The 25,206-nt window shown below is 66.3% G+C and carries 20 protein-coding genes and 1 tRNA gene; 17 read left to right on the plus strand and 4 right to left on the minus strand.

The features are described from left to right. Position 1 precedes the first annotated feature (1 nt). The 8 genes from V5F78_RS01235 (at position 2) to V5F78_RS01270 (ending at position 6,879) form a co-directional block, all read left to right on the plus strand. Positions 2-940 (plus strand): carbohydrate ABC transporter permease, encoded by a 939-nt coding sequence (locus V5F78_RS01235; protein ID WP_394068711.1) that lies wholly within the window; start codon positions 2-4, stop codon positions 938-940. Between the two features lie 3 nt (positions 941-943). Next, positions 944-1,813 (plus strand): carbohydrate ABC transporter permease, encoded by an 870-nt coding sequence (locus V5F78_RS01240; RefSeq protein ID WP_394068713.1) that lies wholly within the window; start codon positions 944-946, stop codon positions 1,811-1,813. Between the two features lie 12 nt (positions 1,814-1,825). Further along, positions 1,826-2,977 carry an ABC transporter ATP-binding protein gene (locus tag V5F78_RS01245; protein ID WP_394068715.1) on the plus strand — a complete coding sequence of 384 codons (1,152 nt, stop codon included), beginning with the start codon at positions 1,826-1,828 and terminating at the stop codon, positions 2,975-2,977. Beyond that, entirely contained in the window at positions 2,974-3,987 is a 1,014-nt protein-coding gene (locus V5F78_RS01250) for a Gfo/Idh/MocA family protein (RefSeq protein WP_394068717.1), read from the plus strand. The genes V5F78_RS01245 and V5F78_RS01250 overlap by 4 nt, the downstream gene beginning before the upstream one ends. A 26-nt stretch (positions 3,988-4,013) precedes the next feature. Further along, a complete protein-coding gene (locus V5F78_RS01255; protein WP_394068719.1) occupies positions 4,014-4,694 on the plus strand; it encodes a GntR family transcriptional regulator in 681 nt (226 codons plus the stop codon). A 37-nt stretch (positions 4,695-4,731) separates the two neighbouring features. Beyond that, positions 4,732-5,520: an SDR family oxidoreductase gene (locus V5F78_RS01260; RefSeq protein ID WP_394068721.1), complete on the plus strand. Its 789-nt coding sequence runs from the start codon at positions 4,732-4,734 to the stop codon at positions 5,518-5,520. A 9-nt stretch (positions 5,521-5,529) separates the two neighbouring features. Then, a complete protein-coding gene (locus tag V5F78_RS01265) occupies positions 5,530-6,459 on the plus strand; it encodes a dihydrodipicolinate synthase family protein (RefSeq protein WP_394068722.1) in 930 nt (309 codons plus the stop codon). Between the two features lie 343 nt (positions 6,460-6,802). Continuing rightward, positions 6,803-6,879, plus strand: a tRNA-Arg gene (locus V5F78_RS01270). Positions 6,880-6,993: 114 nt separating this feature from the next. On the opposite strand, the gene V5F78_RS01275 is transcribed toward V5F78_RS01270, so the two are convergent. Both V5F78_RS01275 and V5F78_RS01280 read right to left on the minus strand, forming a co-directional pair. Beyond that, positions 6,994-7,302 (minus strand): hypothetical protein, encoded by a 309-nt coding sequence (locus tag V5F78_RS01275; RefSeq protein WP_394068724.1) that lies wholly within the window; start codon positions 7,300-7,302, stop codon positions 6,994-6,996. 365 nt (positions 7,303-7,667) lie between these two features. After that, a complete protein-coding gene (locus V5F78_RS01280; protein ID WP_394068726.1) occupies positions 7,668-9,884 on the minus strand; it encodes a heavy metal translocating P-type ATPase in 2,217 nt (738 codons plus the stop codon). A 64-nt stretch (positions 9,885-9,948) separates the two neighbouring features. Between V5F78_RS01280 and V5F78_RS01285 the strand changes: the two genes are divergently transcribed. From V5F78_RS01285 to V5F78_RS01310, 6 genes are all read left to right on the plus strand, one after another. After that, the gene (locus tag V5F78_RS01285; protein WP_394068728.1) at positions 9,949-10,398 is read left to right on the plus strand and encodes a MerR family transcriptional regulator; all 450 of its coding nucleotides are present in this window, start codon (positions 9,949-9,951) and stop codon (positions 10,396-10,398) included. 78 nt (positions 10,399-10,476) lie between these two features. After that, positions 10,477-10,875, plus strand: a complete 399-nt coding sequence (locus V5F78_RS01290) for a hypothetical protein (protein ID WP_394068730.1) — start codon at positions 10,477-10,479, stop codon at positions 10,873-10,875. Positions 10,876-10,940: 65 nt separating this feature from the next. Then, positions 10,941-12,212 (plus strand): TolC family protein, encoded by a 1,272-nt coding sequence (locus V5F78_RS01295; protein ID WP_394068732.1) that lies wholly within the window; start codon positions 10,941-10,943, stop codon positions 12,210-12,212. After that, the gene (gene ihpB / locus V5F78_RS01300) at positions 12,209-13,177 is read left to right on the plus strand and encodes a divalent metal ion exporter adaptor subunit IhpB (RefSeq protein WP_394068734.1); all 969 of its coding nucleotides are present in this window, start codon (positions 12,209-12,211) and stop codon (positions 13,175-13,177) included. Before V5F78_RS01295 ends, ihpB begins: the two co-directional genes overlap by 4 nt. A gap of 30 nt (positions 13,178-13,207) precedes the next feature. Then, positions 13,208-16,417 (plus strand): efflux RND transporter permease subunit, encoded by a 3,210-nt coding sequence (locus V5F78_RS01305; protein WP_394068736.1) that lies wholly within the window; start codon positions 13,208-13,210, stop codon positions 16,415-16,417. A gap of 19 nt (positions 16,418-16,436) precedes the next feature. Continuing rightward, the gene (locus V5F78_RS01310) at positions 16,437-16,814 is read left to right on the plus strand and encodes a hypothetical protein (RefSeq protein ID WP_394068738.1); all 378 of its coding nucleotides are present in this window, start codon (positions 16,437-16,439) and stop codon (positions 16,812-16,814) included. Between the two features lie 878 nt (positions 16,815-17,692). On the opposite strand, the gene V5F78_RS01315 is transcribed toward V5F78_RS01310, so the two are convergent. Continuing rightward, positions 17,693-18,559, minus strand: coding sequence for an aldo/keto reductase family oxidoreductase (locus V5F78_RS01315; protein WP_394068739.1), 867 nt, complete (start codon positions 18,557-18,559; stop codon positions 17,693-17,695). A 94-nt stretch (positions 18,560-18,653) separates the two neighbouring features. Here V5F78_RS01315 and V5F78_RS01320 point away from each other — a divergent pair, with 94 nt between their 5' ends. After that, positions 18,654-19,559: a LysR family transcriptional regulator gene (locus V5F78_RS01320; RefSeq protein ID WP_394068741.1), complete on the plus strand. Its 906-nt coding sequence runs from the start codon at positions 18,654-18,656 to the stop codon at positions 19,557-19,559. Positions 19,560-19,688: 129 nt separating this feature from the next. Here the strand turns inward: V5F78_RS01320 and V5F78_RS01325 are convergent, their stop codons facing one another. Further along, on the minus strand, positions 19,689-21,521 hold the full coding sequence (locus V5F78_RS01325; protein WP_394068743.1) for a M3 family oligoendopeptidase: 1,833 nt from the start codon (positions 21,519-21,521) through the stop codon (positions 19,689-19,691). Between the two features lie 184 nt (positions 21,522-21,705). On the opposite strand from V5F78_RS01325, the gene V5F78_RS01330 reads away from it, so the two are divergent. Continuing rightward, positions 21,706-22,407 (plus strand): response regulator, encoded by a 702-nt coding sequence (locus V5F78_RS01330; protein WP_394068744.1) that lies wholly within the window; start codon positions 21,706-21,708, stop codon positions 22,405-22,407. 111 nt (positions 22,408-22,518) lie between these two features. Next, complete coding sequence (locus V5F78_RS01335) at positions 22,519-24,900, plus strand: L,D-transpeptidase family protein (RefSeq protein ID WP_394068745.1); 2,382 nt, start codon at positions 22,519-22,521, stop codon at positions 24,898-24,900. The last annotated feature ends 306 nt before the right edge of the window (positions 24,901-25,206 follow it).

Consider the following 25,206-nt stretch of genomic DNA (forward strand, 5'->3'; position numbering starts at 1 on the left):
GATGACTTCCACCGCGGCCCGGCCGGACGACGTCAAGTCGCCCGGCTCGGTGGCGGACCCGCGGCGGACCTCATGGCCCGTGCTCGTGATCTTCCTGGTGCCGGCGCTGGCCATTTACGTGGGGCTGACGGCCTATCCGGCCTTCCGTACCATCTATGACAGCTTCTTCACCATCGAGGGCCTCGACGCGACCTTCGTCGGCCTCGAGAATTACCGCGCGCTGATGTCGGACGAGACCTTCTGGGTCGCCGTGCGCAACACCTTCGTGTGGTCGTTCATCGCTCCCGTCCTGGACGTGTCCACCGGGCTGCTGCTGGCGCTGGCGCTCTATGCCGGCGTCCCGTTCGCCCGGTTCCTGCGCGTGGCGTGGTTCACGCCCGTGCTCCTGTCCTATGTGGTCGTCGCGATCCTGTGGATGTGGATCTACAATTACGACTGGGGCATCCTCAACGAGCTGCTGCGCGCGGTGGGCCTCGGCGCGCTCGCCGAATCCTGGCTCGGCGATCCCAATCTCGCGCTCGGCGCGCTGATCGTGACCCATGCCTGGAAATGGGCCGGGTTCAACATGGTGGTGTGCCTCGCCGCCATCCATTCGCTGCCCGGCGAGGTGCTGGAGGCGGCCGAGCTCGACAATTGCGGCTGGGGCGCCAAGCTGCGGCACGTGATCGTGCCGATGCTGCGGCCGACGCTGCTGAACCTCTATATCCTCGCCTTCATCGGCAAGATGAAGATCTTCGATCTGGTCTGGATCATGACCGGCGGCGGCCCGCTCTGGGCCACCGAGACCGTCTCGACCTATGTCTACAAGCGGGCGTTCAACTGGAACACGTTCGATCTCGGCTATCCCTCCGCCATCGCGACGGTGTGGTTCGGCGTGGTGTGCGCCGCCGTGGTCATCCTGAACCGGGTGCTCGCCTCCAAGGACCGGCTGGAATACTGACCCATGGCCCTCTTTTCCATGCTCGGCGCCCGCGACCCCGGCGCCACCCCCTTGCCGCGCCTGTTCGCGCGCGGCGGCCTCGCCTTGGTGATCGCCGCCTATACGATCTACACGCTCGGCCCGTTCCTGTGGCTCGCCTCCATGTCGGTGCGCACCACCGGCGAGATCAGCCTCGACCATTACGCCTGGCCGAGCCCGTTCCATTGGGAACAGTTCCGCATCGCCTGGGTGGATTCCAATTTCGCCACCTATTTCTGGAATTCCACTTTGGTCGTGGTCGGCGCCGTGGCGGTGGTGACTTTGGTTGGCGCGGCGGCGGCCCACGCGCTGGCGCGCTATCGCTTCAAGGGCAATCGCCTGATCTATGCGGTGCTGTTCTCCTCCATCATCTTCCCGCCGCAGATCACCTTGATTTCGCTCTACCAAATCCTGGTGGACTATAATCTCTACAACAGCCTGCTCGGGCTCACCCTGGTCTATATCTCGCTTCAGCTTCCCTTGACTGTGTATCTGCTGGAGAGCTTCTTCGCCCGCATCCCGCAGGACCTGTTCGATGCCGCGAAGATGGACGGCTATGGCGACATCGAGATCTTCCGCCGCATCGTCCTGCCCATCGGCATGCCGGCGATCGCGACCACGCTGATCTTGAACTTCATCCAGCTCTGGAACGAATTCCTGTTCGCGGTGGTGCTCATCACCGACCCGGACAAGCGCACGCTGCCGATCGGCATCCGCGCCTTCATGGGCGATCATTTCCAGGACATCGGCATGATCGCCGCGGGCGTCATGATCTCGGTGGTCCCGGTCATCCTCGCCTACATCTTCTTCTCGGAAAAACTCATCCGCGGCATGACTGCCGGCGCGGTCAAGTAGAGGTTAAGCGCAATGTCGGTCGTCATTCTCGACAAGCTCTGCAAGCGCTACGGCTCCAGCCAGTATGCCGTGGACCATGTGGACCTGCACATTCGCGACGGCGAGTTCATGGTTCTGCTCGGGCCTTCGGGCTGCGGCAAGTCCACCACCCTGCGCATGGTCGCGGGCCTTGAGACCATCAGCGAGGGCACCTTGTCCATCGACGGGCGGGTGGTGAACAATGTCGCCGCGAAGGATCGCGACATCGCCATGGTGTTCCAGTCCTACGCGCTCTATCCGCACATGACCGTGGGCGAAAACCTCGCCTTCGGCCTGCGCCGCCGCAATGTGAACGCGGCGGAGATCGAGCGGCGCGTGAAGGAAGCCGCCGACATCCTCGGCCTCGGCGCGCTCTTGGCGCGCAAGCCCAGCGCGCTCTCCGGCGGCCAGCGCCAGCGCGTGGCGCTCGGCCGCGCCATGGTGCGCGAGCCCATGGTGTTCCTGTTCGACGAGCCGCTGTCGAACCTCGACGCGGCGCTGCGCGTGAACACCCGCAACGAATTGATCAAGCAGCATCACCGCCTCGGCTCCACCATGATCTATGTGACCCACGATCAGGTGGAAGCCATGACCATGGGCACGCGCATCTGCGTGATGAACGGCGGCAAGGTGGCGCAGATCGGCGCGCCGCTGGAGGTCTATTGGGAGCCCGCCGACACCTTCGTCGCCCGCTTCCTGGGCTCTCCGCCCATGAATCTGTTCACCGCGCCCCTGCGCCGCAGCGCGGATGGCTTCCTGCTCGAGGAGGGGCCCTTCCACGCGCCTCTGGTCCGCTGGAGCGCGGCGGTGCTCGCCTCCTATGCCGACCGCAAGATCACGTTCGGCGTGCGCGCGGAAGACCTGCATCTCGACCCCGCCGCGGCGGGGGAGGGGCTGCGCGGCCGCATTCGCGGGAAGGCGTTCGCCATCGAGCCTTTGGGCGCGGAGACATTGGTGGTGCTGGAAACCCCGTTCGGCGAATGCACCGCGCGCCTACCGCGCCACGTGATGGTGCGCCCCGGCGACGAGGTGGACCTCGCCTTCGCCGCCAGCGCCGTCTATCTGTTCGATGCCGAGACCGGCCGGGCGATCCCCGGCGAGCGCGCCTCGCAGGGCGCGCTTTCCGCGGCGCGTGGCCTGCAATGAGCCGCGAGCTTCGCATCGGCCTGATCGGCGCCGGCTGGGTCACGCAGCATCACATGGTGGGCTGGCGCGAACTGGCCGGGCGGGCACGCGTGGTGGCCATTGCCGATCCCTCGCCTGAGCGGGCGGGCGAGCGGGCCGCGCAGTTCGATATTCCCGCCGTCTTCGCCAGCGCGGAGGCGATGCTGGACGGCGCGGAGCTGGACGCGGTGGATATCGCGGCGCCGCGCGCGGTCCATGCCGAATTGGTGCGCCTCGTCGCGGCGCGCGGTCTGCCGATCCTGTGCCAGAAGCCGCTTGCCCCGACGCTCGCGGAAGCCGAGCAATTGGTGGCGGACGTGGCCGGCTCCGTGCGCCTGATGGTGCATGAGAACTGGCGCTTCCGCGCCTATTATCGCGACGCCGCCCAATGGCTGCGGGACGGGCGCATCGGCAAGGTGAAGGCCGCCCGCCTCACGCTCGCCACCAGCGGCACGGTGCCCGACGCCGAGGGCCAGTATCCCGCCTTGGTGCGCCAGCCCTTCATGCGCCACGAAAAGCGCATGCTGGTGGCGGAAGTGCTGATCCATCATCTCGACACGCTGCGCATGCTGCTCGGCCCGCTGAAGGTGGAGGCCGCCGCCTTGACCCGCACCTGCCCGGTGCTGGCGGGCGAGGACGGCGCGGTGATCCAGCTTGGCACCCCTGACGGTACGGGCGTCGGCGTGTTCGCAAGCTTTGCCGTCCACGGCGCCCCGCCGGCCCAATCCGACTGGGTGGAGATTCTGGGCGAGACCGGCACCATCCGCCTCGCCGGCGATACCCTGTCCTGCTTCGGGGAAAATCCCGCCACGCAGGTCTATGATCTGCCGGCCTGCTACCGGGACTCCTACAGCGCCACCATCGCGCATTTCATCGCTGGGCTCGAAACCGGTGCGCCGTTCGAGACCGCGCCTGAGGACAATCTTGAAACCTTGCGCCTGGTGGAGGATTGCTATCGCCTGTCCGGCTTTGAACGGGACATGCGGGGATGATGGAAAGCTCGACACCTGAAGGAACGATGCCCGCCGGCCGCGATGCCAGCCAGGCGGAAATCGTTCGCGAGATCGAGGAGGACATCATTTTCGGCCGTTTCTCTCCAGGCTCGCGCCTGGTGGAGGACACGCTGATGGCGCGCTATGGCGCGAGCCGGCATTTCATCCGCCAGGCGCTCGTGCAGCTGGAACGCACCGGCATCGTGCGGCGGGAAAAGAATGTGGGCGCGACCGTGTGCTCCTATTCCGCACAGGAAGTGCAGCAGATCTACGAAGTGCGCGAGATGCTCACCCGCCAGGCCGCGCTCATGATCGCCCTGCCGGCGCCCCAGGACTTGATCGACAGGCTGAGCGCGATCCAGGCCGATTATGCCCGCTTCGCGGCGCAGGGCGATCTGCGCGGGATCCACGAAACCAACGACGCGTTCCACATCGCTTTGTTCTCGGCGTGCGGCAACCCGTATCTGGTGCGTTCGCTCCAGGATTACATGGGCCTGACGCTGCCGATGCGCGCCAAGAACCTCGCCGACAGGGAAGGGCTTGAAGTCTCCCGCCGGCAGCACGAGACCATGATCGAGCTTCTGCGCGGGCGCGATTCCTGGGCGCTGGCGCAATTGTGCGTGGAACACATGCATCCCAGCAAAGCGGATTATCTCAAACGCGTGGCCGCCGGCGCCCAGCCCGCGCGCCTCGGCATCGCCGGCTAACCCCTTTCCCGTTCAACGGGCGATAAAAGGACATTCCATGGATCTCGGACTGAAGGATAAAACCGCCCTGGTGCTCGGCGCCGGCGGCGGCCTCGGCAGCGCCATCGCGGCCACCCTCGCCCGCGAAGGGGCGAAAGTGGCCCTCGGCGATATTGATGCGGGCGCGCTGGAGCGTGTTGCGGCCACCATCAAGGACGCCGGCGGCACGGCCCTCGCCCTGCCGGCCTGGGATCTCGCCGATCTCTCCCTGATCGAAACCCAGATCGCCGCCATCGAGGCGCAGTTCGGTTCCGTGGACATTCTGGTGAACAACACCGGCGGTCCCCCGCCCACCCCGGCCGCCGGCCAGGACCCGGCGCTGTGGAGCAAGAGCTTCCAGCAGATGGTGCTCTCCGTCATCGCCCTCACCGACCGGGTCCTGCCCGGCATGAAGGCGAAGAAGTGGGGCCGCATCGTCACCTCCACCTCCTCGGGCGTGGTGGCGCCGATCCCCAATCTCGGCATTTCCAACGCACTGCGCCTCTCGCTGGTGGGCTGGTCCAAGACGCTCGCCCGCGAAGTGGCGCGCGACGGCATCACCGCGAACATCGTGCTGCCTGGCCGCATCGCCACCGACCGCATCAAGTTCCTGGACGAGCAGAAGGCCAAGCGCGAAGGCAAGAGCGTGGAGCAGGTCTCGACCGAGAGCACCGGCACCATTCCCATGGGCCGCTACGGCGAGCCACAGGAATACGGCAATGTGGTCGCCTTCCTCGCCTCCGCGCCCGCCTCCTATCTCACCGGCTCCGTCATCCGCGTGGATGGCGGGCTGATCGCCTCCATCTGAGTAATCGCCATGCTTCTGGACGCAACGGCCTCCGGCCTGTTCCCCATCGCCCCGACCCCCTTCCACCCCGACGGCCGCGTTGACGAGGGCTCGGTCAACACGCTGATCGAGCGCTATCTCGCCGCCGGCGCGACCGGCGTTACGGTGCTCGGCATCATGGGCGAGGCGCCCAAGCTGGAGCCGGAGGAATCGCTCGCGATCACCTCGCGCTTCATCGACGGCTTCGGCAAGCTGCCGGTGATCGTCGGCGTCTCCGCGCCGGGCTTCGCCGCCATGCGCTCGCTCGCCCGCCAGGTGATGGAGAAGGGTGCCGCCGGCGTGATGATCGCCCCGCCGCCGGCCCTGCGCACCGACGACCAGATCACCGGCTATTACCGCCAGGCGGTGGAAGCCGTCGGCACCGACGTGCCGTTCGTGATCCAGGATTATCCGCTCACGCTGACGGTGCAGATGACGCCCAAGGTGATCCGACAGATCGTCGAGGAGAACCCCTCCTGCGTGATGCTGAAGCATGAGGACTGGCCGGGCCTGGAGAAGATCTCCACCCTGCGCAAGTTCCAGGCGGAAGGCTCCATGCGGCCGATCTCCATCCTCACCGGCAACGGCGCGCTGTTCCTGGATTTCGAGATGGAGCGCGGCGCGGACGGGGCGATGACCGGCTACGCCTTCCCCGAAATGCTGGGCGACGTGGTGCGCCTGCAGAAGGAAGGCAAGCGGGACGAGGCGCACGATCTGTTCGACGCCCATCTGCCGCTGGTGCGCTATGAACAGCAGCAGGGCGTGGGCCTTGCGACCCGCAAATATGTGATGATGAAGCGCGGCTTCATCGCCTCCGACGCCCAGCGCAAGCCGGGCGCGGCCCTGACGGATGCGGCGCGCGCCGAGATCGACTATCTGCTCGCGCGCCTCGGCCGCCACGATCCGCGGGCGCGGATCTAAGCGTTGTCTTTCCACGCGCGCTGATCTGAGCGTCGTCTTTTCCGGGAAACGCTCCAGGGCCGATCGACGGTCCTGGCCTGACGCGGGTGCGGGAGACAATCGTCATGCACGGGCTTGTCCCGTGCATCCATGCGGCGCCGCCGGCGTTGGCTTTTCAAGCCTCGCGCGGTGGGCGCCGCGCGGATGGCCGAGATAAGCCCGGCCAAGACGCACAAAACGACGGTCGGTCAGAGAAAGACAGTCGCGCGTCCTCGTCGGGCCGCGCGCGGCGCCGTGTTGGGGATGTGGACCCCGCATCCCCCGTCTTCCAACGCGCCAGCCCTTGCGTTAGAACAGCCGTGGGCTCCCGGTAGCTCAGCAGGATAGAGCACAGGTTTCCTAAACCTGGGGTCAGGGGTTCGAATCCCTTCCGGGAGGCCAAACGCACGCTTCAGAGCGTCGCTTAAGGTTTCAACTCGCCCGCGTCGGGGGCTATCCGCCCGCCTTATCCCGTCGTGCGGGGCAAGCGCTCTCCCGACGCGCGCACCATCCTCTTCAGCATGCAACGCCCCAGGTGCCACGTAGGGTGCGCGAAATCCCGCCTTGGCCGATCAAGAGTTGCGCCGGGCCGGTGCTGCTGTCGCTGGCGGGATTGTGCGTGATGCGCCCCGTGCGTCTAAGCTTCAAACTGATCCCATCGCAAACTGCGGCGTCCCTCGCATCCATGAACGCGTCGGCATTCGCGATGTGGCAGACATGAAGTCCCGAAAGCGTGCGGAACATCAGCTCCCCGTCGATCAGCTGGACGTAATCCTTGGGGGAGACGCTAAACATAAACATGCAGCCGCTCTGCTTCGAGCTCATCTCGTCCTCCTCGGAAAGCGGCGCCAAATTTATCGCGTCTTGCGACGGAGGCGGGCGCGAAGTGCTTTGAGGCTGGGCGGTCTCCCCCGCAAGAGCCCCACGCCCCACAGGGAGCGCGACCGTAGAAACCGACGAAACAAGCACGGCAAGGGCTGCGAGAACGCGCAATCCATTCATGAACGCGGCTCCTGAGAGGTGAGGCGGCTTAATACAGCAGTCAGACGCTCAATTGTCACAGCAGGTTTGAATCCGAATTTCAACCTGCCGATGTGCGCTCTTGACCCTTGGCGACTTCGGCCAAGTCCGGTTTCAGGCAGTTAGCGAGCTTGTTTCCTCCCCCTCAAAAGCATCGGGCCTTTAACATCTCACTCGCGCGCTGGAGCATAAGCCAGAAGGCGCAAGGCATTCATTGTCACGAGGACGGTGGCGCCCGTATCGGCCAGTATGGCGGGCCACAGACCGGTGATCCCGATCACCGTTGTCACAAGGAATACTGCCTTCAGTCCGAGCGCGAGGGTGATGTTCTGGCGGATGTTGCCCATGGTGCGTTTCGAGAGGTCCACCATGGCCGCGACGTCCATGACCCGTCCGTGCAGGACGGCTGCGTCGGCGGTCTCCAGCGCGACGTCTGTGCCTCCGCCCATGGCGATGCCCACGTCCGCGGCGGCAAGCGCGGGGGCGTCATTGATGCCGTCGCCGATCTTCGCCACCACCAGGCCTTGCGCCCTCAGCTCTCCGACGATGCGCTGCTTGTCTTCGGGCAGGAGTTCGGCCCTGACCTCGATGCCGAGCTGCCTGCCGATGGCCTCCGCCGTGCGACGATTGTCGCCCGTGAGCATGATGGTGCGGATACCCGTGTCGGTCAGCGCCTTGAGGCCGCGCAGGGCGTCGGGGCGCGGCTCGTCGCGCATGGCGACCGCTCCCGCGACGATCCCATCCACAACCAAAACAGACACCGTCTTGCCCGCGTCGTTCAGCGCGGCGATCCGCGATGTCGCCTCCAGGGGAAGTGGACCCTGCGCGCTCGCGGCCTTCGGCGAGCCGAGGAACACGCGGCTTCCCTCGACGGTGGCTGTAATACCCTTGCCGCCGAGCGCCTTCCCTTCGGTGGCCTGGGATAGCTCGATGCCATCCGCCTCCGCCCGCTCGAGGATGGCCCTGGCGAGGGGATGGCTGGACCCGGTCTCCAGGGTGGCGGCGAGCCGTAGAATCTCACGCTCCGGACGGTCGAAGCCGATCACCTCCGTGACGCTCGGCCTGCCCTCGGTGAGGGTTCCGGTCTTGTCGAAGCAGGCAGCCGTGACCTTTCCGAGCCCCTCCAGGACCGCGCCGCCCTTCATCAGCAGACCGCGGCGCGCCCCCACCGCCAACCCGGCCGCGATGGCGGCGGGCGTCGAGATGACCAGGGCGCAGGGGCAGCCGATCAGAAGGATGGCGAGGCCCTTGTAGATCCAGTCGTCCCAGACGCCACCGAACAAGAGGGGAGGCACTATCGCGATCAAGGCGGCGACCACCAGCACGCCCGGCGTGTAGTAGCGGGAGAAACGATCAATGAAACGCTCGGTCGGTGCCTTGGATTCCTGGGCCTCCTCCACCAGCTTCACGACACGGGCGATGGTGTTGTCTTCGGCCGCAGCGGTGACGCGAAGGCGCAATGCGGCGTCGCCGTTTACAGTGCCCGCGAACACGGCGGCATCAATGCCTTTGCGCACCGGCGTGCTCTCTCCCGTCACCGGCGCTTCGTCAATTGGGCTCTCGCCCGAGACGATGACGCCATCCGCCGGGATGCGGTCGCCCGGGCGCACCAGGATCAGGTCGCCGACGGCGAGATCCTCCGCGGGAACCTCGACGGTGCGACCCTGGCGTTCCAGGAGCGCCGTCTTGGGCACGAGCTGGGTGAGCGACTGGATGCTGGCGCGCGCACGGCCCGCCGCCACGCCCTCCAGGAGTTCGCCAACCAGGAACAGGAACACGACGGCTGCCGCTTCCTCCGCCGCCCCGATGACCACGGCGCCTACGGCCGCAATGGTCATGAGCATCTCGATGGTGAACGGCACGCCATTGACGGCCGCCATGACGGCGCGCCGGGCGATCGGCACCAGGCCGATCAGCATGGCGGCGATGAACACCCAGGCATCAATGGAGGGCACGAGGTTTCCGACGATGAACGCTGCGGCTAGCGCCAGTCCGCTCAGGATCGTCAGGCGCGCCTTGGCTGATCGCCACCATGGCCCGTCGACCGCCCCATGGTCGTGGCCATGAAGCTCCGAGGCTTCCTCTTGGCGGTGGGGATGGTCGTGATGATCGCAGGAGCCTTGCGTCCCATCGGCTCGCACCGAAGGGAGGCTCGACGCCGATCCCTCGATCCGCGAGATCTCGTAGCCGAGGCTCGTCACGCGCTTGCGGAGCGCGTCCAGGTCACTGTCGGACCCGTGCGTGACAATCATGGTCCCCGCGGTGACGGAAATGGAGACATGCTCCACGCCGGAGACGCGCCGTGCGGCACTGTCGATCTTCGCGGCGCAGGAGGCGCAGTCCATGCCGGACACCCGGAAACGGCTCTGCATCGACGGCGCGTTCATGGCGGACCCTTTCGCTTGATGTCGGCCGACGCTACATGCTCTAGCGACTAGAGGAGCAAGCGATATGTTTCAGGGCGTCTCGATCAGCGGGGCTGCGAAGGCGAGCGGAGTGAAGATTCCGACCATTCGTTTCTACGAGCAGATTGGTCTTCTTCCGCCCTTGCCGCGGACCGAGGGAAACAGGCGGTTCTACGGTCCGGGGGACCTGCAGCGCCTGACCTTCATCCGGCATGCCCGCGAGCTCGGATTCGAGATCGACGCCATCCGCACCCTGCTCGCCTTGCAGGATCAGCCGAACCAGTCCTGCGAAACGGCGGATGAGATCGCCCGCGCGCGCCTCACCGATGTGAAGCAGAGGATCGCCAGCCTCACCGCCCTGCGCAAAGAGCTTGAGCGGATGGTCACCGGCTGCGCCCGCGGGAAGGTCACAGAGTGCCGCGTGATCGAGATCCTGGCCGACCACGGCGAATGCCGGCATCACATCCATGACGCAGAAGCCATTGGAAATGGGTGAGTATTTCGTCGGATCGGAGGATCGGCGCGCTCACATGTCAAAGTGACGCGTAACGGTCTCGTCGCTTGACACCGTCCAATGCTTCGGGTCTTCCTTTGCGGCATGGTCCGCATCTTCGCACATGCCCTGCGCGCGATTCCCCGTCTGGCGATCCGCCGGATGGTGGCTGTCGCCGTGACGCTCTGCCTGCTGCTCGGCGCCTTTGCCGAGACGGTGGTTGCGCATCACGTCGATGATGTCGATGCCCGCGTCGCGATGAGCGAGGGAGCACTCGACCGGGGTGCCGAGAAGAAGCTTCCGGACCACGGGCCGTCCTTGCCCGCCGCCGACCATGATTGCCACGGCTGCTCCGCCGTGGTGCTCGATGCCCCCCAGGAGATCGTGGTCGCCCACGTCCCGACGGTTCTCGAGATCCTGTCCGAGACCCTCGTCGAGGGGCGTGTTCCCGGCGCCGAACTGCGTCCTCCCCGCGCCTGATCCTTCCGCACGTCGCGCGCTGACGCCCGTCGTCAGCCAATGCAGACCCATGCCCGGAATGGATCATGTCTTCTCATGCCCTCGCGCTCGCGCTTGGGGCAGCGATCACGCTGCTTCATGCGCCGCAGACGCTCGCCGCGTCCCCGCGCCCAATCACCTTGTCCCAGGCCCTGGCAAGTGCCCTTGCCGCCAATCCGAGGCTGACCGCCACCGAGCGTGACATTGGCATGGCGCGGGGGCGGAGCATTCAGGCGGCGGCCTTGCCAAATCCGAGCCTGTCCCTCGAAGTGGAGAACGCTTTCGGCACGAATTCCTACCAAGGGCTCGATCTTGCCGAGACGACGCTCCAGGTCAGCCAGCTTGTGGAGCTTGGCGGAAAGCGTGAAGCGCGGATCGCAGCCGCGAATGCGGTGGTGGGCACCGCCCGCTGGGAAAGCGAAGCGCTGCGCCTTCAGGTCCTCGCGGAGACGGCCGCCGCGTTCGTCACCGTCCTGAGCGCGCAACGGCGCCTGGATGTTCTCCAAACGCAGGTCGGCGCCATCGAACGTCTCGCGCCGCTCCTTGAGAACCGCATCCAGGCTGGCGCATCTTCGCCGGCGGAGATTTCGCGCGCCAGGGTCGCCGTCGATCTCGCCAAGGTCGAGAGGGACCGCGCCAAGGCCGCCCTTTCGACGTCTCGCCGGGACCTCGCTCTTCTCATGGGGTTGTCCGAGGCGAAGTTTGGACCCGTGACGGGCAACCTCGCCAAGGTCACCGCGCCTCCGCCGCTCCAGCGCATCCTCAAGGCATCCCAGGAGAACCCTCAGCTCACGCGCTTCACGGCCCTCAAGGCGCAGCGGAGCGCGGAACTCAGCGGCGCGCGGGCAAAGGCCATACCCGACGTGACCGTGGGCGTCGGCTATCGCCATTATAACCAGACCGTGGACAGCGGCATGGTGTTCTCCTTGTCGGTCCCGCTGCCGCTGTTCGACCAGAACCAGGGCGGGATCATCGAGGCAAGCGAATCCCTTCGGAAGGCGGAGGCCGAGGAGGCCGTCGTCCGCAGCGCCCTGATCTCACAGATCGGGCGCGCCCACGATACTCTGAAGGCCTCCTACGACGAGATAGCGATTCTCCGCTCTGGGACGATCCCACAGGCGCGCACCGCATTTCAGGGCATCGAGAGCGGCTATTCCGAGGGCCGCTACACGCTTCTCGAACTTCTGGATGCCCAGTCGGCGCTAACCGACACCACGCTGCGCGAACTCGATGCCCTCGTCGCCTATCACACGGCCCTCGCCGCCCTCGAGGGGCTGACGGGCCGCCCCGTGACGTTCGCAAAAGGAAAATCCAAATGAGCCGCGCGGCGCGACGCGACATGGCGCTGCTTCTGCTCGGCCTCGTGGCCGGGGCGGGCACGTTCTATGCCTTGCAGGATCGACCTGCCCCCATCACCTCCACGCAGGCCGCCGAGGGGGCGCATGGAGAAGAGGAAGGCCATGCGGAAGGAGCGGTCGCGCTTGACGACGCGAAGCTTGCGGCGGCGGGCATTGGCCTCGAAACCGCCGGGCCGGAGAAGCTGCGTCAGAAACTCCGCCTGAACGGGCTGATTCAGCCGAACCAGGAGGCCGTCGTCCAGGTCGCGCCGCGCTTTCCCGGCATCGTCCGGGAAATCCGCAAGCGCCTGGGGGACAAGGTCAATAAAGGGGATGTCCTTGCCGTCATCGAGAGCAACCAGAGCCTCACGACCTACGATCTGAAGTCCCCCATCTCAGGCACCGTGGTGGATCGTGCCGTGGCGTTGGGAGAATATGTCTCCGAGCAGAAGCCCGCCTTCATCGTCGCCGACCTCTCCACCCTGTCGGTGGACCTCTCCGTCTACCGGAAGGACTTCGCGAAGGTCCGCGTTGGCGATCCCGTGCAGATCGACCCCGAAGACGGTGGTGCGCCGATCCAGGGCCGGGTCATCTACGTCTCGCCGATCGGTGCCGCGGACACGCAGAGCGCGTTGGCGCGCGTGGCCATTCCCAACGATGGAATGCGGTTGCGGCCGGGCCTGTTCGCCGTTGGCACCATCGTGCTGGCGGAGACCGCGGTTGAAATCGCGGTTCGCCTGAGCGCCCTCCAGACTCTCGAGGGCCGCACCATTGTTTTCGTGCGAAACGGCGATGCCTTCGAACCCCGCGACGTGGAGCTGGGCGAGCGCGACGGCGAACGGGCCGAAGTTCTGTTCGGCCTGATGCCCGGGGACACCTATGCGGCGAACAACAGCTTCGTGATCAAGGCCGAGCTCGCCAAGGGGAGCGCCAGCCATGAGCACTGAGGCCCGTCCCTTCCGCGCGGAGGGGGTGCGATGATCGACGCCATCCTCGCCTTCTCGATCCGCCAACGCTGGCTGGTGGTGCTGGCCTGCCTGGGCGTGGCGGCCCTCGGCGCCTGGAACTTCACGCGCTTGCCGATCGATGCGGTGCCGGACATCACCAATGTCCAGGTGCAGATCAACACCTCCGCGCCCGGCTTCTCGCCGCTGGAGACGGAGCAGCGCATCACCTTCCCGGTCGAGACCGCCATGGGTGGCCTGCCGGGGCTGGACTACACCCGCTCCCTGTCGCGCTACGGCCTGAGCCAGGTAACGGTCGTGTTCCGCGACGGGACCGACATCTATTTCGCCCGCCAACTCGTGAATGAGCGCATCCAGCAGGCCAAGGACCAGCTTCCGCCGGGCGTCGCGACCGCCATGGGGCCCGTGTCCACGGGCCTTGGCGAGATCTACATGTACACGGTGGAGGCCAAGGCCGGGGCGAAGAAGCCGTCCGGCGAGCCCTATAGCCCCACCGACCTGCGCACCATCCAGGACTGGATCATCAAGCCCCAGCTCCGCACCGTGCCCGGCGTGGTCGAGGTGAACACCATCGGCGGCTACGAGCGCGAGTTCCACGTCCTGCCCAACCCGGCGCGGCTCATGGCCTACCGCATCTCGTTCCGAGACGTGATGACCGCGCTCGCGGCCAATAACGCCAACGTGGGCGCAGGCTATATCGAGCGGAACGGCGAGCAGTATCTCGTCCGCACGCCCGGACAGGTGGCCGATGCGGACGAGATCCGGGAGATTGTCATCGGCAGCCATTCCGGTACGCCGATCCGTATCGGCGACGTCGCCGAGGTGCGCGAGGGCAAGGAGCTGCGCACCGGCGCGGCGACGCTGAACGGGGAGGAGGTGGTGCTCGGCACCACCATGCTGCTCATCGGCGAGAACAGCCGCACGGTGGCCCAGCGCGTCGAGACGCGGCTGGAAGAAATTTCCGGCTCGCTGCCCGACGGCGTCATCGCCCGCGCCGTCTACGACCGCTCCCACCTCGTGGAAGCCACCATCGCCACGGTGGAGAAGAACCTCGTCGAAGGCGCGCTGTTCGTCATCGCCGTGCTGTTCGTGCTGCTGGGGAATATCCGCGCGGCGCTGGTGACGGCCTGCGTGATCCCGCTCGCCATGCTCTTCACCATCACCGGCATGGTGGAGAACAAGGTCAGCGCCAACCTGATGAGCCTCGGGGCCATCGACTTCGGCATCATCATCGACGGCGCCGTCATCATCGTTGAGAATTGTCTGCGCCTGCTTGCGGAAGAACAGCATAAGAGGGGCCGCCTCCTGACGCGGGCAGAGCGGTTCGAGACGATCTTCGCGGGTTCGAAGGAAGTCATCCGGCCGAGCCTGTTCGGCACCATGATCATCGCCGTGGTGTACTTGCCCGTCCTCACGCTCACGGGCGTTGAAGGCAAGATGTTCACCCCCATGGCGGTGACCGTGCTGATGGCGCTGCTCGGCGCCGCACTGTTCTCGATGACGTTTGTGCCCGCCGCCATCGCGCTGTTCGTGACCGGCAAGGTGTCCGAGCACGAGAACTTCATCATGCGGGGCGCCCGGCGCCTCTACACGCCGTTGCTGGACGCCTGCATCACCTATCGCGGCGGGGTGGCCGTGGCGGCCGCCGCCCTGGTGATCGCGAGTGGCTTCGCGGCCTCGCGCATGGGTGGGGAGTTCATCCCCAGCCTCGACGAGGGCGACGCCGCCATCCAGGCGCTCCGGGTGCCCGGCACCAGCCTGACACAGTCCCTCGAAATGCAAGAGGCCCTCGAAAAGCGCCTGCTGAAGGTGCCGGAGGTGAAGGAGATCTTCGCCCGCGTCGGCATGGCCGAGATCGCCACCGATGCGATGCCGCCATCCATCTCCGACGGCTACATCATGCTGAAGCCCCGCTCGGAATGGCCCAACCCATCGAAGCCGAAGACCGAACTGATGGAGGACATCGAAAAGGCGGCCGAGGAGGTGGCGGGGAGCAATTACGAACTCTCCCAGCCCATCCAGCTTCGCTTCAACGAATTGATCTCCGGCATCCGCAGCGACGTGGGCGTGAAGATCTTCGGCGACGATCTCGATACCCTGCTCCAGGTGGCCGGCCAGGTGCAAGCGGTGCTCCAGAAGGTGCCCGGCGCGGCGGACGTGAAGACCGAGCAGGTCTCGGGCCTGCCCATGCTCACGGTTGGCCTCAACCGGGCGGCCATGGCGCGCTACGGCGTCTCCGTCGCCGATGTGCAGGAACTGATCGAGATCGCGGTGGGCGGCAAGGAGGCGGGTGTCCTGTTCGAGGGGGACCGGCGCTTTAACATCGTGGTGCGCCTGCCGGAGGAATTGCGCACCGACATCGAGGCATTGCGCGCCCTGCCAATCCCGCTGCCGCCGGCGAATGATGAGGACCGGCCCGTTCGCGCGATCTGGGGTACGGCTGCGACCTCCCAGATCCGCTATGTGCCGCTCTCGTCCATCGCCACCCTCACGGTGTCGCCCGGCCCAAACCAGATCAGCCGCGAGAACGGCAAGCGGCGGATCGTGGTGAGCGCCAACGTGCGCGACCGGGACCTCGGCTCGTTCGTCGCCGATGCCCAGAAGAAGGTCGCCGCGACGGTGAAGCTTCCGGAGGGCTATTGGGTCGGCTGGGGCGGCCAGTTCGAGCAACTCGTCTCCGCCACTCAGCGCCTCGCCATCGTGGTGCCCATCGCGCTGGCGCTGATCTTCCTGCTGCTGTTCATGAGCTTTGGATCCATGGGCGATGCCCTGCTGGTGTTCTCGGGCGTGCCGCTGGCACTCACCGGGGGCGTGGCGGCGCTGCTGCTGCGGGATATCCCCCTCTCGATCAGCGCGGGCATAGGTTTCATCGCCTTGTCCGGCGTGGCGGTGCTGAACGGGCTCGTCATCATCGCTTTCATCCAGCGCCTGCGGGCCGAGGGGAAGGTTATCCTCACCGCCGTCCGCGAGGGCGCCCTGACGCGCCTGCGGCCGGTGTTGATGACCGCGCTCGTCGCCTCCCTCGGCTTCGTGCCCATGGCGCTGGCGACGGGGCCGGGCGCGGAGGTGCAGCGGCCGCTCGCCACCGTGGTCATCGGCGGCATCATCTCCTCCACCATGCTCACCTTGCTGGTCCTGCCCGCGCTCTACGTCCTGTTCCGGCGCGAGAGTGAACAGCCAGAACCTCTTTCGACGGCGGCTGCCGAGATCACCTCCCCCTAGAAAATCCAAGGAGACACGCATGATGAAAGCCATTTTGATCGCTGCCGCGGTGCTACTGTCAGGTCCCGCTTTGGCGCAGCACGCCCATAACAACGAGAAGGGCCCCAATGGCGGTCCCATGGAGGACCTCGCCGGTATCCATGCGGAGTTGCTGGTGTCCGGCCAAGTCTTGACGGTCAACGTCTTCGACGAGGCCGGAAAACCCGTCGACACGGCTGGCTATACCGGCTCCGCGATGATCGTCTCCGGCAGCGATCGCAAGACCCTTCCGCTCGCCGCCTCCGGCAACGCCCTCACCGGCCAGGCCGCGGCTCCCATTGCGAACGGTGCAGTCGTCACCCTCGTCATCAGGACCGCCGCTGGAAAGTCCGGCCACGCAAAGTTTTCCGCGCCCTGAAGACACAAGGCGAAGGAGAGCCATGTCTTTCGGGATGGGAAGCTCGGTCTAAGTCATCCATCGACGGGAAAGTAGATTCAGATATCGGCCCGACCGCCGTTCATCTTTCGGAGGCTTTTCCCTGCGCCATCGAGCGCGCATCCGGTCGGCCGCGGCGGGGCTGAAAATAGCGCGATCCCATAATCTTTTGCCGGCGCTTCACTGCCGTCCTCACCGCCTCGGGATCAGTCAGAAGCGAAGTGCGCGCAGACGAAACGTCTTCGAGATTCACTGCCAACACTTATCCGTAATAGGAGAATCGACATGAAATTCACAATAATTATCGGATTTTGCCTCGTAATTGCGAGTGGATCACTTGCGCAAACTGTAGACACTGAGCATTCAAGCGCAAAAGAACATGGAATGTATTGTGAAAAGAAGATATCGACCTGCGTCGACATGTATAAATGGTATCGGCAACATGAACTCACTCACTGCCGCATTCAATACAATCAGTGCATGCAGGTCTGGAAAAAAGTTGAGGGGAATCGCGAGGAGAGTGCGCGCCATGGCATCATGGGACTCTAGGACAGATCGACATTCAGCGGCGCGGTGCCGCGTCGCGAAGCCTGACGTCTGGTGCGCGCGGTCTGGCGTGCGCCACTGTCTTTCTTTCACCCCTCGTCATGGCCGGGCGCGTCCCGGCCGTCCACGCCGGGCCGAACGTGCAGGCCTTGAAGGGCCGGTGCCAGCGGTGCCGCGTGGATGCACGGGACACGCCCGTGCATGACGATCTCACCTGAACAGCGTCAAGCCATGCATGGAAATCGCTCCTAGGCCCATCCCTTGAATGCGTGCCAGTCCGAGCGCACCGATGGAGCTTGTCCCCTCGCGGGCGATCAGGAAGCTGCCGGTCCGCCGATCGTGTCCAGCACGTTCATGGCGGAGTCGGGGATATCGAGGCGGGCCGCCGCGAGGTTCTCAGCGAGGTGGGCGGTCGAGGCGGTGCCTGGAATGAGAAGGATGTTTGGCGAACGGCGCAGCAACCAGGCCAGGGCGACCTGCATGGAACTGGCGCCGAGCTCAGTCGCGACCCGCGTCAAGGCCTGGGATTGAAGCGGCGCGAAGCCGCCCAACGGGAAGAAGGGCACGTAGGCGACGCCCTCGGCGGCCAATTGGTCGATGAAGAGATCGTCGCTTCTATGGGCCAGGTTGTATTGGTTCTGTACGCCCACGATTGGCACGATGGCGGCGCCCTGCGCATATTGCGTCGGTGTGACGTTGCTAAGGCCGATGTGTCTGATCAAGCCTTTCTGCTGAAGCTCGGCGAGCGCCGTCAGGGGGGCTTCGATCGACCCTTCGGCCGGACCATGGACATCGAACATGACGCGCAGGTTGACCACATCCAGCACGTCCACGCCCAGGTTCTTCAGATTGTCGCGCACTGCAGTCGCCAGGGCTTGGGGCGAGAAAGCCGGCAGCCACTCGGCGTTCGGTCCGCGAACGGCGCCGACCTTGGTCACGATGAGCAGATCCGACGGGTAGGGATGCAACGCCTCCCGGATCAGCTGGTTGGTGATGTGCGGGCCGTAGAAGTCGCTGGTGTCGATGTGATTGACACCCGCGTCGCGCGCGGCGCGCAGAACCGCGACGGCCTCCTCGCGATCCTTGGGAGGCCCAAAAACTCCGGGGCCGGCCAGTTGCATGGCGCCATAGCCCAGGCGGTTCACGGTGCGGCCGGCGAAGGAATAGGTCGGGGTTGTCACGGGGCGTTCTCCTTGAGGACGCTCGATATCTAGAGCTTGTCACAGTGAGCGATAATCGCCCACAATCAGAACGCCCTGTACGAGATACCGAACAATGGCTCACGATCTGGCGGATCTGCACGCCTTCATCGCCGTTGCGCGTGCGCGGGGGTTCCGCAACGCGGCCCGGATCGAGGGCGCGAGCGCGTCCGCCCTCAGTGATGCGGTCAGACGCCTCGAAGAGCAACTTGGCGCGCGCCTCCTGCATCGGACGACACGCAGCATCAGCCTGACTGAAGTGGGCGCCCGGCTGCTGGCCCGGCTGGAGCCGGCCCTCAGTGAAGTGGATGCGGCCTTGTCTGGGGTCGGGCGGTTCGGCGACGTGCCCGCCGGAACCTTGCGGCTGAACGTGCCGGTGAGCGCCGCGCGTCTTGTCTTGCCTGATCTCGTGCCGGCCTTCCTGGCGGCCTATCCGCAAATCCGGCTGGAGATCACGGCGGAGGATGATTTCGTGGACGTGCTGGCCGCGGGAGCCGACGCGGGCATCCGCTATGACGAGCGGCTTGAGCAGGACATGATCGCGGTGCCAATCGGCCCGCGTATCCAGCGCTTCGCATGCGCCGCCGCGCCCGCCTACCTGGACGCTCGAACGCGGCCCCGCCATCCCAGTGACCTGCTGCACCATGCCTGCCTTCGCGGACGCTTTTCAAGCGGCGTGACCCCGGCCTGGGAGTTCGAGCGGGACGCGGAGACCGTGATGATCGAGGGCGACGGCCCGTTGCTCGTCAGCATTGGCCCGGCGACAGATCTTGCGGTCGAGGCCGCGATCTCGGGGGTGGGGATCATTTATCTCTTCGAAGCCTGGCTCGCGCCATTCCTGAAAAGCGGTGCGCTGGAGCCGGTTCTTGCGGACTGGTGGCCGAGTTTCCCCGGGCCTTTTCTCTATTATTCGGGTCGACGGCTTGTGCCCCCGCCGCTTCGCGCATTCATCGACTTCATTCGGGCGCGACAGTCATCGTGAGGCAAAAACGAGCGCCGCCGCACGCCTGCTTCCGCGCTGGAAGCGCGCTTTGGCGGTAAGGCAAGGGCGCCGGTCGGTGGGTGGCGCGGACGCGGAGGTCCGCACCACCGGTGCCTTGGCCGAGATGGCTCAGGCGGCTTCCATCTGCTCCAGCTCGGTAATCATGCTCTCGATCAGCGAAAGGCCGGTCTGCCAGAAGGCCGGATCGCGGGCGTCGAGGCCGAATGGGGCCAGAAGCTCGGCATGGTGCTTCGTGCCGCCGGCGGAGAGCATGGCCAGATAGCGCTCGGCAAACCCGTCGGCGGCCTTCTCATACACCGCATAGAGCGAGTTCACGAGGCAATCGCCGAAAGCATAGGCATAGACGTAGAAGGGCGAATGGATGAAGTGCGGAATATAAGTCCAGAACGTCTCGTATCCGGCGCTGAGATGGATCGCCGGGCCGAGGCTCTCGCTCTGGACCTGCATCCAGATCTCGCCGATCCGCTCGGCGGTCAGTTCGCCCTGGCGCCGCTCGGTGTGGACGTGTCGCTCGAAGGTGTAGAAGGCGGTCTGGCGGACCACCGTATTGATCATGTCCTCCACCTTCTGGGCCAGCATCACCTTGCGCGCCTGGGGCGTTTCGGCCTGGGCGAGCAGGCGGCGGAAGGTGAGCATCTCGCCGAACACGGAGGCGGTTTCGGCCAGCGTCAGCGGGGTCGGCGCCATCAGCGCGCCTTGCCGTCCGGCGAGAACCTGGTGCACGCCGTGGCCCAGTTCGTGGGCGAGCGTCATCACGTCGCGCGGCTTGCCCTGGTAGTTCAGCAGCACATAAGGGTGCGCGGACGGCACCGTCGGGTGGGCAAAGGCGCCCGGCGACTTGCCGGGGCGCACCGGCGCGTCGATCCAGTTCTTGTCGAAGAAGGTGCCGGCAATCTCGGCCATTTTGGGCGAGAAGGTGCGGTAGGCGCCGAGCACGGTCTCGCGCGCCTCGCCCCAGCCGATGTCGCGGGTGGCGACCTTGGGCAGCGGTGCGTTGCGATCCCAGAATTCCAGCGCGTCCTTGCCGAACCATTTAGCCTTCAAGGCATAATAACGATGGGAGAGGCGCGGATAGCTGGCCCCGATGGCCGCTACCATGGCGTCCACCACTTCGTTCTCCACCCGGTTCGCCAGATGGCGCGAGGCGGCGACATCGGTGAAGCCGCGCCAGCGGTCGGAGATTTCCTTGTCCTTGGCCAGCGTGTTGGTGATGAGGGTGAACAGGCGCACGTTCTTGCCGAACGTGTCGGCGAGCGCGAGGCCGGCTGCCTTGCGCACGCTCTCCTGCGGATCCTGCATCAGGTTCAGCGTCGGCTCGATGGCCAATTCCTGTCCGTTCACCTGGAAGCGCAGCGCCGACATGGTCTCGTCGAACAGCCGGCTCCAGGCGCCGCGCGAGGGGTTCGACTTCTCGTGGAACAGCTGCTCGATGCGGTCTTCCAGCTGATAGGGCTTGTCGGCCCGCAGATCCTCGAGCCACGGCCGGTAATGGCCAAGGGCCGCCACGGCCATCGCCGCTTCCAGCGTGGCATCGTCCAGGCGGTTCATCTCGAGCGTGAAGAACAGCAGATGGGTGGAGACGTCGGTGAGGCGCTCCTGGATGTCGCCGTAGAATTTCGCGCGCGCGGGGTCGGAGGTGTCGCCGGCATAGACCAGGCTGCCGTAGGAAGCGATGCGGCCGAGCAGGTCGTCGATCGCCTCATAGCGCTTCACGGCTTCGGCGAGCTTCTCACCGCCGTCCGGCAGGGACAGCAGATCGGCGAGCTTGCCCTTATAGGCATCCTCGAACGCCTTGCATTCGACATCGGCCTTTTCCAGGTCCGCCTTCAGTTCCGGCGCGTCCATGGCGGAATAGAGGTCGGTGAGGTTCCATTCGGGCAGAGCCTCGGTGCCGGCAGCGGCCGCGGTGGCTTCGGATGCGAATGTCACGGAACCGGGCATGAGACCTCCAGAAAAGGGAAAAGGGCCGAACATTCTATTGCTCCGCCCGTCATAGCGCGCGGGGCCTGCCCCCTCAACGGCGGCGTGGGCGGATTGATCCCGGCCGGCGCCGCGTGTGGGCTAAGGTTACATCTGTCTTAACCATCTTGGCCGAAGCTTGGCGAATCAGCCGCATCGGATTGCCATGACCGCTCGCATCCTCTTGGTGGAAGACGATCTTCTCGAACGCCGCCGGCTCGAATCGAGCCTTGCCCATCTCGGCTACGCCTGCACGAGCGTCGGCGACGGCGATGCCGCGCTGGCGCGGCTGGCCGTGGAGGCGTTCGATTGTGTGCTGCTCGACCTGGTGCTGCCGGGGCTCGACGGGCTGGGCGTGCTCGGCGTGCTGCGGGCGCGCGGGTGCCCGGTGCCGGTGGTGGCCTGCGTCACGCCGTCCGGCCTCGATGCGGTGGCTTCGGCGATCCGCCTCGGCGCGCGCGATTTCGTGGTGAAGCCGGTGGGCGCCTTGCGCCTTCAGGTGGCGATCGCCAATGCCATGGCGCTCGCCGGCCTGGTGCGCGCGGAAGCGCAGGCGCGTGCGGAGGCACAGGCGGGCGAGCGACACAATGTCGTGACACTCGCCCCGGCGCCGGACCTTGAGAAGGCTGCGGACGCTGCGGAAGAGGCGGTGCCCCGGATGTCGCTGATTGACCCCCAGGGCCATGTGCGCGCCCTGGTCCAGATCGAGGAAGACGCGATCCGGGCGGCTGTCACCCTTTATGGCGGGCGGATGAGCGAGGTTGCGCGGCGGCTGGGAATCGGCCGTTCGACCCTTTATCGCCGTCTCAACGCGCTCGGCCTGGCTGTGGCGGAACCATACCGTCCGCTGGCGGTTGCCGCCGAATAGCAAACGTGGAAAAAGCCGTCACGCCAGCGCTTGTGAGTTGATGCGCGGCGGCTCTCGGGCAAGCTTGCGGTACGAGGAAGCTTGGCGTCGGCAAGGGATTTGGAGAGGCCTATGGCCCGTCAGGACAAGAAGGCATTTGCCACCGCCGCCATCCTCGCTTGCGCGCTGATCGCGGGCGCGCCCGCCGGCATCGCGGAAAGCCCGGTGATGGGCGATGCCGGCATGGGCACGGCCACCGGCCCGGCCGCGGCGCCGCCCGTCCCTCCGGCGGGAGATTCCGCGCCCAGTCACCTTCACGGACAGGCGCCCGCACCCGGCGACGCGAGCCCGGAACCGCGCGAGGCCCCGCGCGCCGCCGAAACCGCGCCGCAGCAGCCCTCCCAGGCAAGCGCCATCGCTTCGCCCGGCACGTCCGGCGGTGTGGAGCGGGTGCTGGAGGCCATTCGCCCGGCGCCCGCGCAATCCGCGGCGCCCTCGCAGGCCCCGGCTCCCACGCAAGCTGCAACTTCGCCCGATCCGGCTTCGCCCGATGTCAGCACGCCCGTTTCCAGCGCATCTTCTTCCGCGCCGCAGCCGGCCGAGGAAGATCCACAGGCCGCCATTGATCGCATGGCGCAGCCCGCCAATGCGGAGCTGACCGCGCCGCCCGCCGCTCTCGCGCCGCCGCCCCGCGCCGCCGCCCTGCCGCCGGCCCAGCCCGAGGCCGCCGCTTCCTCCCCGTCCGCCTCTTCGTCGTCAGCCGGCGCGCCCGAAACGTCGCCCGCGCCAGCCGCCCCTTCGGTCGCCGCCGTCCCCCCCAGCCCGCCGGTGGACACCACGCCGGCCCAGGCTGCGGCGCCGGCCGCTTCGACTCCGGCTCCCTCAGCGCCCACCCGCACGGCCGCGCCTGCCGCTCCCTCCACTCCCACCACCCCTGCGCCTGCCGCCGTTGCCGCAGACCCGCTCGCGCCCATCGCCGAGCAGATCGCGAAGCTGCTGTCGGTGCCCGGCGCCGACGCGCTGGTCGGCTCGGCCAAGGAACAGGAAGCGCTGCTCTCTTTCTACACGGCGCGGATGGATGCGCCGGTGTTCGTCGATGCGTCGGGCTTCAACGCACGCGGCAAGGCCGTGCTCGCCCGCTTGGCCGCCGCCGCCGAGGATGGGCTGGAGCCGAGCGACTATGCCCGCCCGCGCCTGTCCCCGGGCGCCGATCCGCTGGCGCTGGCCCGTGCCGAGCTCAAGCTTGCCGCCTCGGCTTTGCTCTACGCGCGGCACGCCGAGGCGGGACGGTTCGATCCGAGCCGTATTTCGGACCTGATCGCGGCGACCCGCACCTTCCCGGATCCGCATGAGGTCCTGGCCAATCTCAGCACCGCGTCGGACGCGAGCGCGGCGCTTGAAGCCTATAATCCGCCGCAGGAAGGCTATCGCGCCCTCAAGGCGCAGCTTGTCTCCAGCCGTACGGCTCCCGTCGCCGCGCCGATCGTCCGCATTCCCCCGGGGCCGACCTTGCGGCCTGGTGATGTGGATGCCCGCGTTCCGGCGCTGCGGGCACGCCTCGGCGTGCGTGGCGGCGCCAATGACCGGCTCTATGATGCCGATCTGGCGGATGCGGTGAAGATGTTCCAGGCCAGCAGCGGCCTCGAGCCAGACGGTGTCATCGGCGCTGGAACCCTTTCCGCCTTCAATCTCGCGGCCGCGGCCCGCAGCGTGGACCGCACCGCCGACATCATCGCCAATATGGAGCGCTGGCGCTGGCTGCCGCGCGACCTCGGCGCGACGCGGGTGATGGTCAACATTCCCGAGTTCACGGTCCGCATCTATGACAATAACCGCGAGGTCCATGAGACCCGCGTGGTGGTCGGCAAGCCGGAAACCCCGACGCCGCTGCTGAGCCACGACATGGAATATGTCGTGCTCAATCCCTATTGGAACATCCCGCCGAGCATCGCCCGCAAGGAGATGCTGCCCAAGCTCCAGGCTGATCCCTATTTCCTCGCCCGCCAGGGCATGGAAGTGGTGCGCAACGGCCGGGTGGTGGACCCCGGCACAGTGAATTGGAATGCCGGTCTCGGCGGCTATTCCTTCCGCCAGCCCCCCGGCGAGCGCAACGCGCTCGGCCGCATCAAGTTCATGTTCCCGAACAACCAGTCGGTCTATCTGCACGACACGCCCTCCAAGGCGTTGTTCGCGCGGGACAAGCGGGCCTTCTCCCACGGCTGCATCCGCGTCCAGGAACCGCTGAAGTTCGGCGAGGTGATCTTCAATCTCGGCCTCGGCTCGACCGAATGGACCGACACCAAGATCGGCAAGATGCTCGGCGGGGCTGAGCGCTACGTCAATCTGAAGCACCATATTCCGGTGCACCTGGTGTATTTCACCGCCTTCGTCGAAAACGGACGCCTGCAAATGCGCGAAGACGTCTATGGCCTCAACGAAAAGGTCAAAGCCCAGCTTGGCCTTTCTGGTGGCCAAACCATGGCGGCGGGCCGGCCCCAGTCGGCGGCGCGCTGATCACGGCCAAGTTCCTGATTGTGGCTCGCTTCAAGCTTGCATGTGGCATCTTTGCCACATGGAACCAGCACGTTTTTGCCATACTCGCCCATTAGTCACGCTGCTGTGACCTTGCGGACGGGCAGATAAACCCGGCAAGCTTGGGGTGGGGGCGAGGGGCGTCAACGTGCCCTTAACCGAACCCGATAAGACTCTGTTGAGCTTCGCGCCGCGCGACCAACCGGTTGCGCGACTGAGATGAATCTGAGCCTCGGGTTCAAGCCTTTGCAAACACCATATCGTTCCGTATCCCAGACCGTCTCCCGC

The sequence above is a fragment of the Roseixanthobacter glucoisosaccharinicivorans genome, assembly GCF_043195095.2.
Classification (GTDB): Bacteria; Pseudomonadota; Alphaproteobacteria; order Rhizobiales; family Xanthobacteraceae; genus NCEH01.

What these genes read in the sequence shown, in the direction of transcription:
- V5F78_RS01335 (WP_394068745.1), top strand. Translation starts at nt 22,519, where the DNA reads ATGGCCCGTCAGGACAAGAAGGCATTTGCCACCGCCGCCATCCTCGCT.
- V5F78_RS01290 (WP_394068730.1), top strand. Translation starts at nt 10,477, where the DNA reads ATGCTTCGGGTCTTCCTTTGCGGCATGGTCCGCATCTTCGCACATGCC.
- V5F78_RS01240 (WP_394068713.1), top strand. Translation starts at nt 944, where the DNA reads ATGGCCCTCTTTTCCATGCTCGGCGCCCGCGACCCCGGCGCCACCCCC.
- V5F78_RS01320 (WP_394068741.1), top strand. Translation starts at nt 18,654, where the DNA reads ATGGCTCACGATCTGGCGGATCTGCACGCCTTCATCGCCGTTGCGCGT.
- ihpB (WP_394068734.1), top strand. Translation starts at nt 12,209, where the DNA reads ATGAGCCGCGCGGCGCGACGCGACATGGCGCTGCTTCTGCTCGGCCTC.
- V5F78_RS01245 (WP_394068715.1), top strand. Translation starts at nt 1,826, where the DNA reads ATGTCGGTCGTCATTCTCGACAAGCTCTGCAAGCGCTACGGCTCCAGC.
- V5F78_RS01235 (WP_394068711.1), top strand. Translation starts at nt 2, where the DNA reads ATGACTTCCACCGCGGCCCGGCCGGACGACGTCAAGTCGCCCGGCTCG.
- V5F78_RS01295 (WP_394068732.1), top strand. Translation starts at nt 10,941, where the DNA reads ATGTCTTCTCATGCCCTCGCGCTCGCGCTTGGGGCAGCGATCACGCTG.
- V5F78_RS01310 (WP_394068738.1), top strand. Translation starts at nt 16,437, where the DNA reads ATGATGAAAGCCATTTTGATCGCTGCCGCGGTGCTACTGTCAGGTCCC.
- V5F78_RS01305 (WP_394068736.1), top strand. Translation starts at nt 13,208, where the DNA reads ATGATCGACGCCATCCTCGCCTTCTCGATCCGCCAACGCTGGCTGGTG.
- V5F78_RS01325 (WP_394068743.1), bottom strand. Translation starts at nt 21,521, where the DNA reads ATGCCCGGTTCCGTGACATTCGCATCCGAAGCCACCGCGGCCGCTGCC.
- V5F78_RS01260 (WP_394068721.1), top strand. Translation starts at nt 4,732, where the DNA reads ATGGATCTCGGACTGAAGGATAAAACCGCCCTGGTGCTCGGCGCCGGC.
- V5F78_RS01280 (WP_394068726.1), bottom strand. Translation starts at nt 9,884, where the DNA reads ATGAACGCGCCGTCGATGCAGAGCCGTTTCCGGGTGTCCGGCATGGAC.
- V5F78_RS01255 (WP_394068719.1), top strand. Translation starts at nt 4,014, where the DNA reads ATGCCCGCCGGCCGCGATGCCAGCCAGGCGGAAATCGTTCGCGAGATC.
- V5F78_RS01285 (WP_394068728.1), top strand. Translation starts at nt 9,949, where the DNA reads ATGTTTCAGGGCGTCTCGATCAGCGGGGCTGCGAAGGCGAGCGGAGTG.
- V5F78_RS01275 (WP_394068724.1), bottom strand. Translation starts at nt 7,302, where the DNA reads ATGAGCTCGAAGCAGAGCGGCTGCATGTTTATGTTTAGCGTCTCCCCC.
- V5F78_RS01265 (WP_394068722.1), top strand. Translation starts at nt 5,530, where the DNA reads ATGCTTCTGGACGCAACGGCCTCCGGCCTGTTCCCCATCGCCCCGACC.
- V5F78_RS01250 (WP_394068717.1), top strand. Translation starts at nt 2,974, where the DNA reads ATGAGCCGCGAGCTTCGCATCGGCCTGATCGGCGCCGGCTGGGTCACG.
- V5F78_RS01330 (WP_394068744.1), top strand. Translation starts at nt 21,706, where the DNA reads ATGACCGCTCGCATCCTCTTGGTGGAAGACGATCTTCTCGAACGCCGC.